We start from the raw sequence: 11,934 nt of genomic DNA on the forward strand, positions 1-11,934 counted from the left end.
GCCGGACCAGTGAGCGGACAGCAGTCCGCGCACCCTTTTGCGAGAAAAGGATACATGCAGTGAGCAGGAAGCGTTTGCTCTGCGCGGCCTTCGCCGCTGTCGCCACCGTCGCCCTCGTGGGCGGCCCGGCCCAGGCCGACCCGACCGGCACGCCCACCTACCGGGACATCGCCATCGTCGGGTCCGACACCACGCAGACCGTGATGAACGGCCTGTCCGACGCCATCACCGTCGGCGGCACCAAGCGCCTGGGCTCCTACGACGCCCGCGGCACCGACACCATCAAGACCAAGGAGAACGGCTGCGTCATCGCGCGTCCGGCCTCCTCGGGCGCGGGCGTGACCGCCCTGGTCAACTCGCTCGAAGCGGGCGACAACTGCGTGCAGGCCGCGCGGTCCTCGTCGAACAACGCGGCGTCGTACGCGGGCAAGAACCTCACCTACGTGCCGTTCGCGGTCGACGCGATGACCTACGCGGTGCGCGGCGACAGCACGCTGAGCAAGAAGCTCACCACGGCGCAGCTGAAGTCGATCTACAACTGCACCGCGCCGGGCTCCGGCACCAACTTCAAGCCGCTGCTGCCGCAGTTCGGCTCGGGCAGCCGCGACTTCTTCCTCAAGCAGCTGGGCCTGACCAACGCGGCGAACTACACCACGCAGTTCCCGTGCGTGAGCGACGTGGACGTCAACAACGAGCCGATCCAGGAGCACGTCGGCACGTACCTGACCGACACCAAGCACATCCTGCCGTACTCGATCGCCGTCTACCTGTCCCAGGTCTACGGCAACGCGCCCGCCGCGCAGGGCAAGGCCGTCCTGGCCACGTTCAACGGTGTGGCCCCGTCGCAGCTCAACACGTCCTCGACGTTCAAGCGGGACGTCTACAACGTCATCCCGTCGTCGAAGGTCGCGGACCCGACCTACGCCCAGATCTTCGTCGGCAACACCTCGCTGGTCTGCACCAACACCGGCGTGATCACGCAGTACGGCTTCGGTGTGAACCCGAACTGCGGCAACACCGACCTGATCACCCCGCCCGCGCCGTAGTCGCCTGCTCCCTGTACCGGAAAGGTCTGCACACCAGTGCGTACTGACACCGCAATCCGTCGCCTCCTCGGTGGCGCCGTCGTGATCGCGGCCGCCGCCGCGGCGACCCTGGGCACCGCCGGCGTGGCGCTGGCCGCCCCGCCCGCGGGCAACCTGGGCTCCCTGAACATCAACAAGACCAGCGGCTCCGACGTCGAGGCGCCCACCTACACCACGTCGGCGGGCTGCCCCACCGGCTCGGACGGCTACAACCTGTTCGTCTACGGTCCGGGCGGCTTCACCAACGGCCTGATCGGCACCACGCCGACCGACGTCGGCTTCTCGACCAGCGGCCCGATCACCGTGCTGCAGGGCCAGTCCTTCAAGGACATCGCGGTCGACAACAGCACCACCATCACGCCGGGCGTCTACACCATCGCGGTGAACTGCGTCGACCTGTTCTCCACCGAGGTCAAGGGCACCTTCACCCGGACCGTCACGTTCACCAGCGCCACCCAGTGGACCGCCGTGGACGCGGTCTCGACCACGACCGCGCTGGCCGTGTCGCCCAACGCCCCGGTCACCGCGGGCACCCCGGTCACGCTGACCGCGTCGGTCACCCCGGCGTCGGCCACCGGCACCGTGCAGTTCAAGGACGGCGCGGGCAACCTGGGCGCGCCGGTCGCCGTCTCCGGCGGCACCGCCACCCTCACCACGACCGACCTGGCGCAGGGCACCCGGTCGCTGACCGCGGTGTTCACCGGCTCGGCCGGCCACATCCAGGGCTCCACCTCCCCGGCGGTGTCCTACCAGGTGAACGCCCCCGCGGCGATCACCACCACGACCGCCCTCGCGGTCACCCCGAGCGGCTCGGCGGAGCAGTACTCCACCGTGACGCTCAGCGCGACGGTGGCCCCGGCCGCCGCGGCGGGCTCCGTGCAGTTCCTCGACGGTGCGGCCAACCTGGGCAACCCGGTGGCCGTCGTCGCCGGTTCGGCCACGCTGACCACCTCCACCCTCGCGGTGGGCGCGCACAGCTTCACCGCCAAGTTCGTCCCGGCCAACGCCGCCGCCTACGAGCCCTCGACCTCGGTCGCGGTCCCGCTGTCGGTCACCCCGTTCGCCGGCAAGTCCGCCAGCGAGACCATCACCACCGAGGTCCTCGCCGGTGAGCTGCTGATCAGCGTCGCCAACCAGAACGTGGTGCTGCCCTCGCCGGTCATGGCCGCCGACGGCTCGCTGCTGACCACGGCCGGCGCGCTCAACCCGATCACCGTCACCGACACCCGCGCGGGCAACCCGGGCTGGAACGTCTCCGGCCAGGTGACCGACTTCGCCAGCGGCTCGAACGCGATCAACGGCGCCAACCTCGGTTGGTCCCCGAAGGTCGTCGACAAGTCCCCGGTGCAGAACATCACCACCGGCCCGGTCGTCGCGCCGGCCAACGCGATCGTGCCCGGCGCCTCGGCGCCGGCCGGTCTCGGCCTCGCGTCGTCGCGCACCCTGGCGACGGCGGCCGCGCTGGGCGGCAACGGCACCGCGAACCTCGGCGCGGACCTCGCGCTGAAGGTGCCGACCTCCACCCTCGCGGGCACCTACACGGCGGTCCTCACCCTGACCGCCATCTGATCGGAAAACCGGTGGGGGCGGGTGTTCCGCCCGCCCCCACCCTCCACAAAGGACTCTCCATGACCTGGCTGCGCGCGTTGGTGCCCGCCGTCCTGGCGCTCGGGCTCGCCGCCCCGCTGCCCGCGCAGGCGGCCGGGCCGACCACGTTCGGGGTGCGCCCGGCGACCGCGCAGGCGCCGGACACCCGCAACAACTTCAGCTACAGCGCCACGCCCGGCGCGATCGTCAAGGACCACGTCGCGGTGTCCAACGTCGCCGACGAGCCGGTGACGCTGCGGGTCTACGCCAGCGACGCGTTCAACACCCCCGACGGCGGGTTCGACCTGCTCGCGGCGGGCAAGGACCCGGTCGACGTCGGCCGCTGGTCCAAGGTGGACAAGAGCGAGGTGGTCCTGCCGGGCCGCACCACCGCCATCGTGCCGTTCACGCTGACCGTCCCGACCAACGCCACGCCCGGCGACCACACCGGCGGCATCGTCGCGTCGCTGACCACCGAGGCGACCAACGGCGAGGGCCAGAAGGTCGCCGTCGAGCAGCGCGTGGGGGCGCGGGTCTACCTGCGGGTCTCCGGCGACCTCGAACCGGGCCTCACGGTCGAGGACTTCTCCGCCTCCTACTCCGGCAGCCTGTTCGGGCTCGGGTCCACGGCGGTGAGCTACACCGTCCGCAACACCGGCAACGTCCGGCTGGGCGGCAAGCAGCAGGTGCGCGTCGAGACCCCCTGGGGCTCCGCCACCGACGGTCCCGCGCTGCCGGACCTGCCGGAGTTGCTGCCCGGCAACGCACACCGGGTCGAGACCGCGGTGGACGGCGTGCTGCCTGCTGGCTGGGTGACCGGTCACGTGCGCGTCGACCCGATCGCGCCGCAGGCCACCGAGCCCGCGCCGGCCGCCGTCGAGGCGAGCGCCACCACCGCCGCCGTGCCGTGGCTGCTGGTGATCCTGCTGCTGCTGGTCGCGGCCTACCTGGTCTACCGGCGGCTGCGCCGCAAACCCGTCGCTCCCCGACCGCTGCCGGAGGCCGAACATGTCGCCGCGTGACCGCATGACGTTGGCCGGACTGGTGTTCGCGCTGTGCGCGCTGTTCCCCGGTGTCGCGCAGGCCGTGCCGCTGGGCGACCTGGTGGTGACGCCGGGCGAGAGCCGCGACGCCGCGCCGGTCCGGGTCGGCACCTCCGCCGGGTGCCCGAAGGCGGCCGACGGGTACGTGGCGACCATGCGCGGCGCGGGACTGCCCGCCGAGGGCCTGGTGATCGTGGCGAACAGCGACGTCGGCCTGTCCCACGACCACGCGTTCGAGGTGCCGGTCGCGTTGACGTTCAAGGACTTCGCGGCGGACAACAACGTGACGTTCACCGGGAAGTACGAGCTGGCGCTGTCCTGCATCGACTCGTTCACCCAGGAGAGCCACGGCGAGTTCACCGGCACGCTGGACTTCGTCGAGCCCGCCCGGTACGTGGCGCTCGGCCCGGCCAAGGGCCCGCAACGGCCGACCGCGCCGCTGGTCGTGCCCGCCGACCCGCCCGCGCCGGGCAGCGGCCAGGCCCAGCCGCCCGCCGCCGGCGACCCGTCCGCACCGCCCGCCGGGCCGGAGCAGCCGCAGCCGCAGGCCGCCGCGCCGGCGGAATCCGGTGGCGGACAGCCGTTCCTGTACATCGCGATCGGGGTCGTCGGGGCCGTCGCGGTGCTCGCGGCCGGGTCCTTCCTGCGCCGCCGCCGCTCCACTGACTGAACCACCCTGGAAATACGGAGGAAACGCTCATGCGCAAGCGCCAACTGGTGGCGGCCTCGGCGGCGGTGCTCGCCGCGGTCGGCACCGCGGTGGTCCTCACCGCGGCACCCGGTCAGGCCGAACCCCCGGTCGCTACGCTGGGCGGCCTCGGCGTCGACCCCGCGACCGGCAAGGACGTCCAGGCCCCCACGTACACCACGTCGGCGGGCTGCTCGGCGGACTCCGACGGCTACAACCTGTTCGTCTACGGGCCCGGCGGCTTCCGCAACGGCCTGATCGGCGCGGCGACCAGCGACGTGGGCTTCTCCACGTCCTACGGGTTCCCGGTGCTGCAGACCTGGTCGTTCAAGGACATCGCGGTGGACAACAGCACCACCGTGCAGCCTGGTGAGTACACCGTGGTGGTCAACTGCGTGGACTCCTTCACCACCGAGGTCAAGGGCACGTTCACCCGCAAGCTGTGGTTCACCGACGCCACGAACTACCGGTCGACGGACCCGAGCCAGACCACCACCACGACCACCACCACCACGACCACCACGGAACCGACGACCACGACGACGGAACCGACCACGACCACCACGGAACCGACGACGACCACGACGGAACCGACCACCACCACGACCGAGCCGACCACCACCACGACGGAACCGACGACCACGACGACGGAGCCGACGACCACCACCACCGAACCCACCACGACGACCACCGAGCCGACCACCACGACCACGGAACCGACGACCACCACGACGGAACCGACCACGACGACCACCGAGCCGACGACCACCACCACGACCACGACGACCACCACGACGACGACCCAGCCGACGACCACGACGACTCAGCCGACGACGACCACGACCACCCCCGCCGGCCGGTTCGCGTTGACCCCCAACAAGAACAGCGGCAAGGACGTGGAAGCGCCCCGGTACACCACGTCCGAGGGCTGCGGCACGGACAACGCGGCCGACATGGTCAACCTGACCATCAGCGGCCCCGGCGTGTTCCAGGGCGGCCTGGCGGCGTCGGGCAGCACGGACGTCGGCTTCTCCAAGACCGACCCGATCACCCTCCAGCAGGAGCAGAGCTTCAAGGACCTGGCCAAGGACAAGGAGGGCGAGGTCCTGCCCGGTGACTACGTGGTGACGCTGAACTGCGTGGACGGCTTCGTCGGCACGGTGTTCCGCAGCTTCGCGGTCGGCCTGAAGTTCACCAGCGCCACCGACTGGGAGGTCGTCGGCGGGGTCGAGCCGACCACCACCACGACCGCCCCGACCACGTCGGGCAGCTCCACCACCGGCAACCCGACCACGGACACCACGACCGACCCCACCACCGACACCACCGACACCACGACGGACCCGGCAGGCGGCGGCGACGGCGACACCCAGGCCGGCGGCCTGGCGTCGACCGGTGCCAGCGTCGGCTTCCTGGTGCTGATCGGCGGCCTGCTGCTGGCCGGCGGCGGCCTGACGTTCGTGGCCGCGCGCAGGCGTCGGGCCTGATGTCCCCCCGCCCGGACCGCGCCCACCGCGCGGTCCGGGCGTCCGCCGTGGAAAGGACCGCCGTGACCATGGTCGCCGAACCACCCCAGCCGCCCCCGACGTTCGTCCCGCCGCCGCCCGTCCCCCCGCCGCCGCCGCCGCCGCGCGCGAACCCGGGACTGCGCCTGGCCGGGCAGATGGTGGTGATCGTGGGCGCGCTGCTGCTGTGCTTCGTGGCGCAGTTCGCGGCCCTGGGCACGCTCAAGCACGGCCGTGACCAGAACCGGGCGCACGACGAACTGCGCACGCTGCTCGCGAACGCCACCGCGCCGGTCTCGGCGGTGGGCGAGGACGGTCGGCTGCTCGACTCGGGCACGCCCGTGGGCATCCTGGAGATCCCGCGCCTGGGCGTGCGCGAGGTGGTCGGCGAGGGCACGTCGGCGCGCGCGCTCAAGTCCGGTCCCGGCCACCTGCGCGACACGCCGATGCCCGGCCAGGCCGGGTCGAGCGTGATCCTGGGCAGGCGCGCCGGGTACGGCGGCCCGTTCGCGCAGCTGGACAAGCTCGTGCCGGGCGACGAGGTCGTGGTGACCACCGGCCAGGGCGTGCACAAGTACCGGGTGCAGGGGCTGCGGCGCGCGGGCGACCCGCAGCGGCACGTGCCGCAGAAGGGCAACGGCGGGCTGACCCTGGCCACCGCCGACGGGTCGTACTTCCTGCCCAGCGACGTGCTGTGGGTGGACGCGAAGCTGACCAGCGACGTGCGGCCCGGTTCCGGCACGCTGCCCAAGTTCGCCGTGCCGGACAACGAGCAGGTGATGGCGGGCGACCTGGACGCGCTGGTGCCGGTCGCGCTGTGGGCGCTGGTGCTGGCGGCGGGCGCGATCGCCGTGGTGTTCCTGCACGTCCGCGTCGGGCGGTGGCAGGCGTGGGTGGTGGGCGTGCCGCTGCTGGGCGCGCTCGGCGTGACCCTCGCCGACCAGGCCGCCGCGCTGCTGCCGAACCTGATCTAGGAGAACGAAGATGACGTTGACCATGACCGGCCTGGCGGCGCTGGACGCGCGGGGCATCTCGGCCTGGTTCGGGGACCGCAAGGTGCTCGACCGGGTGTCGCTGGCGATGCCGTCCGGCTCGGTGACCGCGCTGATCGGCCCGTCCGGCTGCGGCAAGTCCACGTTCCTGCGCACCCTCAACCGGATGCACGAGATGATCCCCTCGGCGTCGCTGGCGGGCGAGGTGCTGCTGTTCGGCAACGACATCTACGACCCGGGCGTGAAGCTGACCGACGCCCGCCGCGAGATCGGCATGGTGTTCCAGAAGCCGAACCCGTTCCCGGCCATGTCGATCTACGACAACGTGGTGGCGGGCCTGAAGCTGACCGGCGCGCGGGCGCGGCGGTCGGACAAGGACGCGCTGGTCGAGGAGTGCCTGATGAAGGCGGGCCTGTGGGTCGAGGTCCGGGACCGGCTGCGCCAGCCCGGCGGCGCGCTGTCCGGCGGCCAGCAGCAGCGGCTGTGCATCGCGCGGTCGCTGGCCGTGCGGCCCAGGGTGCTGCTGATGGACGAGCCGTGCTCGGCGCTGGACCCGACCTCGACCCGCCGGATCGAGCAGACCATCGCCGAACTGGCGCACGAGGTGACGATCGTGATCGTCACGCACAACATGCAGCAGGCGGCGCGGGTCTCCCAGCAGTGCGCGTTCTTCCTGGCGGAGCAGGGGACGCCGGGCGTGATCGTGGAGGCGGGCGACACGAAGACGATCTTCGAGTCGCCGTCCGACCAGCGCACGGCGGACTACGTGCACGGCCGTTTCGGCTAGGAACCCCCGGCGTCGCGCCACGGTGATCCGTTCGTGGCGGAGCGCCGGCGGTGCACGGTGGACGTCGTGGAGCCGGCACGGCCTGGGCACGCAGGTCCTGTGCCACGTCGCGGCGGAGTTCGCCGACCGCGCGCTGCGGGAGGTGCCGCCGGGTACCGGTTGGTGCGGTGGCCGGTCGAGGTGCCCGAGGAGTACCCGGAGTCCTGCGGGGCCACCGGATCGGCCGGTGGCTCAAGGGCGAGATGGCCCGCCGGCTGACCGAGGACCGCCTGGCGGTCCGGCGGCCGACTCCGGCAACCACACCACGTGATCCGGGTCGACCGCGATACGGGGGTTCCGCTCGCTGCCGTCCTCGTCGGTGCTCGCCTGGGTCAGCGCGCTTCCCTGGTGCGCCACAGCAGCAGCACGAAGTACGGCGTGCCCACCAGCGCGATGACCAGCCCGGCCGGCACCTGCGCCGGCGCGATCACGGTGCGCCCCAACGTGTCCGCGAGGCTCACCAGCACCGCGCCGATGGCCGCCGCCACCGGCAGCACCCGCGCGTGCCGCCCGCCGACCAGCGACCGCGCCAGGTGCGGCGCGACCAGGCCGACGAACGCCACCACCCCGATCGCGGACACCGCCGAGGCGGCCAGCACCCCGGCCGACACCAGCACGACCAGCCGCGACCGCTCCACCCGCAGCCCGAGCACGCGGGGCGTGTCGTCGTCGAGGATGTGCAGGTCGAGTTCCCGCTTCCGCGACCACAGCAACGGCGTCAGCACGACCAGCGCCACCGCGACCGGCAGCACCTGCTCCAGCGTCCGCCCGTAGGTGGAGCCCGACATCCAGGTCAGCGCCTTGCCCGAGTTGTACGGGTCCGAGGTGGAGATCAGCAGCGTGATCAGCGCCATCCCGCCCGACCACATGGCGATGCCGATCACCACCAGCCGGTCCGGGTCCAGCCCCGACCGCCACGCCAGGCCGTAGACCAGCGCGAACGCCACCGCCGCGCCGAGCCCGGCGGCACCGGCGATCTGCCACGCCCCGGCCAGCGGCACGACCGTGATCAGCGTGATCGCGCCGACGCCCGCGCCGGCCGTGATGCCCAGCAGACCGGGCTCCGCCAACGGGTTGCGGCTCACCGACTGGATGCCGCAGCCCGACACGGCCAGCGCCGCGCCGGCCGTCAGCGCCGCCAGCACGCGCGGAAGTCGTTGGTCGAGCACGAAGGTCAGCGCGGTCCCGGTCCGCCCGGCGACCCAGTTGACCAGGTCGCCCAGCAGCACCACCCGGTCGCCGAACAGCATCCCGGCCAGCGGCGCGACGACCACCAGCACCGCCAGCACGCCGCCGACCACGGCCAGCCGAGCGCGCGACCCGGCCACGCCGACCCGCCCGGCCGGTGCCGCCCGCCCGGTCCGGCCCGACGCCGGACGCCCGCGCCGGGCCAGCCAGATCAGCACCACCGCGCCCAGGATCGTCGTGGTGACCCCGGTCGGCACCCGCAGCGCCTCGGCCGAGCCCAGCGCCGCGCGCAGCACCACGTCCGCGCACACCACGAGCAGCACGCCGACCAGTCCGGACACCGGCAGCAGCACCCGGTGCCGGCCGAGCTTGGGCGCGAGCGGGACGAGCAGCTTCACGATCACCGGCGCGCACAGCCCGACGAACCCGACCGGCCCGGCCACGGTCACCGCCGCCGCGGTCAGCGCCACGGTCAGCAGCACGGTGCCGATCCGCGTCCGCCGCACCCGCAGCCCGAGCACGGTGGCGTTGTCGTCGCCCAGCGCCAGGACGTCCAGCGACCGCCCCATGGCGATCAGCGCCACCACGGCGACCGCCACGAGCGGGGTCATCTGCGCGGTGGCGTCCAGGTTCGCGACGGTCAGCGACCCGCTGCCCCAGGCGAACAACCCGGTGGTCTCCTGCTCGAACATCAGCAGCAGCAGGATGGTCAGCGACTGCAACGTCAACGCGACCGCCGAACCCACCAGCACCAGCCGGGGGCTCGCCGACCCGCCGCCGGAGAGCCCCAGCACGACCGCCGCCGCGGCCAGGCCGCCGACGAACGCGGCGGCGCCGGCGGGCAGCGTCGGCAGGCTCAGCCCGAACGCGGCGATCGAGACGACGGCCAGGTGCGCGCCCGCGTTGACCGCGAGCGTGTCCGGCGACGCCAGCGGGTTGCGCGCCACGGACTGCATCCCCGCGCCCGCCACGCCGAGCGCGACGCCCAGCAGCAGCGCGGTGAGCAGGCGCGGCACGCGGGACCCGGCGAGGACCGCGTGGGTCTCCGGGGTGCCTTGTCCGACGAAGGCCCGCAGCACGTCGAAGACGCCGGTGGCGGACGTGCCCTGGGTGAGGTGGACGGCGGAGAGCACGACGATGAGCGCCGCGATCCCCGCCGTCACGACGGCGGTGCGCAACACGTCAGGAGGTGACGGCCTTGGCGATCTGGTCGGCGAAGGCACCGACCGTCTTCGGCCCGCCGAACATCCAGGTGCCGCTGGCCAGCTTGGTGATCTTCTTCGAGGTCACGAACGGCAGCCGCTGCCACACCGGGTTCTGCGCCAGGCCGGTGGCGAACACGTCGTCCTCGGAGGCCACGTAGAACATGACGGTCTTCGGGTCGGTCACCGCGGTCAGGCCCTCGACGTCGGTCTGGCCCAGGCCCCACTGCGGGTCGACCTGGCCGGTCCAGGTGTTCTTCAGGCCGACCTGCTCGGCGATGTCGGAGATCAGCGAGCCCTTGCCGAACGGCCGGATGCTGACCGTGCTGCCCTCCAGCCAGCCGTCGACCATCAGGAACGGCGTGCCGGTCGCGCCCTTGGCCTCGACCGCCTTCTTGCCCTCGGCGAGCTTGGCGTCCATGTCGGAGAGCAGCTTGTCGCCCTCGGCGGACTTGCCGACGGTCTTGGCGATCAGCTTCACGTCGTCGCGCAGCCGGTCGATGTTGCGGGAGGCGTCGCTGGTCTTGGTCACCACGACCGGGACGTACTTCTCCAGCTGCGGCACCAGGGTCGACTCGCGCTCCTCGGCCATCACCACCACGTCGGGGTTGAGCGCGACGATCGCGTCCACGCTCGGCTCGTTGCGCTTGCCGACGTCCTTGACCGACGGGTCCAGGGTCACCGCGGTGTCCCACGTCTTGAAGCCCGCCGCGTCGGCCACGCCGACCGGCTGCACGCCCAGCGACGCCACGATCTCGGCCTCGGCCCACTCCAGCGCGACGACCTTGGTGGCGGGTGCCTTGAGCTCGACCGACTTGCCCCGCGCGTCGGTCACCGTGACCGGGCCGCCGGTCGCGGCGGTCTCGCCGGTGGACGAGGAGTTCTCCGTCGTGCCGCAGGCGGTCAGCAGGATCGCGGCAGCCGCGATCAGGGCAGGGATGCGCATGGTGCTCTTCTCCGTTGTGCTTTCGGTCAGACGGGGCGGGGCGTGTGCCGGCCCAGCGGGCGGCAGTGGACGGCCCCGGTCACCGGGTCGTCGGCGACGTGCACGGCGATGCCGTACGCCTCGGTGAGGTGCCCGGTGGTGAGGACGTCCCGGACGTCGCCGGCGGCGACCACCCGGCCCTCGTTGAGCAGCACCACCCGGTCGGCGATGATCGCCGCGTGGTCGAGGTCGTGCAGCACCACGCCCACCGCCACGTCGTGGTCGTTCGCGAGGTCGCGCACGACGTCGAGGACCTCGACCTGGTAGCGCAGGTCGAGGTGGTTCGTGGGTTCGTCCAGCAGCAGCACGGAGGTCTCCTGCGCCAGGCAGGACGCCAGCCACACCCGCTGGAGTTCGCCGCCGGACAGCTCGTCCACGCCGCGGTCGGCCATCCCGACGACGCCGGTCAGCGCCATGGCCCGCTCGATCGCGGCGGCCCCGTCGGCGTCCACGCCGCGCCAGCCGGAGCGGTACGGGTGGCGGCCGTAGCCGACGACGTCGCGCACCGAGACCCCGGACGGGGTCGGCCGGTGCTGGGTGAGCAGCGTGACGTTGCGGGCGAACTCCTTGCCCGACAACGCCGAGCCGTGCCAGACGCGGCGTTCGCCGAGCTGGACGTCGCCGCCCTTGGGCTTGTGCAGCCGGGCGAGCGAGCGCAGCACCGTCGACTTGCCGGAGCCGTTGGGCCCGACCAGCGCGGTGACCGTGCCGCGGCGCAGTTCCAGCGAGACGCCGTGGACCACGGTGCGGTCGTGGTGTGCGAGCACCAGACCGTGACCGGCCAGCAGTGCGCCATCGCTCTTGGACATGAAGGGGAGCCTAACCTAAGGGAT

Annotated in this window: 10 protein-coding genes; 7 read left to right on the forward strand and 3 right to left on the reverse strand. The window is 72.7% G+C overall.

Annotated elements, in window-relative coordinates; all coding sequences use genetic code 11:
* The first annotated feature begins 59 nt into the window (after positions 1-59).
* From AC0HI0_RS40990 to AC0HI0_RS41020, 7 genes are all read left to right on the forward strand, one after another.
* Positions 60-1,046 carry a hypothetical protein gene (locus tag AC0HI0_RS40990; RefSeq protein WP_480928836.1) on the forward strand — a complete coding sequence of 329 codons (987 nt, stop codon included), beginning with the start codon at positions 60-62 and terminating at the stop codon, positions 1,044-1,046.
* A gap of 81 nt (positions 1,047-1,127) precedes the next feature.
* Positions 1,128-2,654, forward strand: coding sequence for an Ig-like domain repeat protein (locus tag AC0HI0_RS40995; protein ID WP_480928837.1), 1,527 nt, complete (start codon positions 1,128-1,130; stop codon positions 2,652-2,654).
* A gap of 59 nt (positions 2,655-2,713) precedes the next feature.
* Complete coding sequence (locus AC0HI0_RS41000; RefSeq protein ID WP_480928838.1) at positions 2,714-3,694, forward strand: DUF916 domain-containing protein; 981 nt, start codon at positions 2,714-2,716, stop codon at positions 3,692-3,694.
* Positions 3,695-3,698: 4 nt separating this feature from the next.
* Positions 3,699-4,385 carry a hypothetical protein gene (locus tag AC0HI0_RS41005; protein ID WP_480928839.1) on the forward strand — a complete coding sequence of 229 codons (687 nt, stop codon included), beginning with the start codon at positions 3,699-3,701 and terminating at the stop codon, positions 4,383-4,385.
* A 29-nt stretch (positions 4,386-4,414) separates the two neighbouring features.
* The gene (locus AC0HI0_RS41010; RefSeq protein ID WP_480928840.1) at positions 4,415-5,890 is read left to right on the forward strand and encodes a hypothetical protein; all 1,476 of its coding nucleotides are present in this window, start codon (positions 4,415-4,417) and stop codon (positions 5,888-5,890) included.
* Positions 5,891-5,958: 68 nt separating this feature from the next.
* On the forward strand, positions 5,959-6,882 hold the full coding sequence (locus AC0HI0_RS41015; protein ID WP_480934502.1) for a sortase: 924 nt from the start codon (positions 5,959-5,961) through the stop codon (positions 6,880-6,882).
* A gap of 10 nt (positions 6,883-6,892) precedes the next feature.
* Positions 6,893-7,687 (forward strand): phosphate ABC transporter ATP-binding protein, encoded by a 795-nt coding sequence (locus AC0HI0_RS41020; protein WP_480928841.1) that lies wholly within the window; start codon positions 6,893-6,895, stop codon positions 7,685-7,687.
* 371 nt (positions 7,688-8,058) lie between these two features.
* Here AC0HI0_RS41020 and AC0HI0_RS41025 read toward each other — a convergent pair whose 3' ends face one another.
* From AC0HI0_RS41025 to AC0HI0_RS41035, 3 genes are read right to left on the reverse strand one after another with little or no spacing between them, the layout of a single operon-like run.
* The gene (locus AC0HI0_RS41025; protein ID WP_480928842.1) at positions 8,059-10,095 is read right to left on the reverse strand and encodes an iron ABC transporter permease; all 2,037 of its coding nucleotides are present in this window, start codon (positions 10,093-10,095) and stop codon (positions 8,059-8,061) included.
* Position 10,096: 1 nt separating this feature from the next.
* Entirely contained in the window at positions 10,097-11,062 is a 966-nt protein-coding gene (locus AC0HI0_RS41030) for an ABC transporter substrate-binding protein (protein ID WP_480928843.1), read from the reverse strand.
* A 26-nt stretch (positions 11,063-11,088) separates the two neighbouring features.
* Positions 11,089-11,910 carry an ABC transporter ATP-binding protein gene (locus AC0HI0_RS41035; protein ID WP_480928844.1) on the reverse strand — a complete coding sequence of 274 codons (822 nt, stop codon included), beginning with the start codon at positions 11,908-11,910 and terminating at the stop codon, positions 11,089-11,091.
* Positions 11,911-11,934: the final 24 nt, after the last annotated feature.

It is taken from the genome of Saccharothrix sp. NBAS 001 (assembly GCF_056640475.1).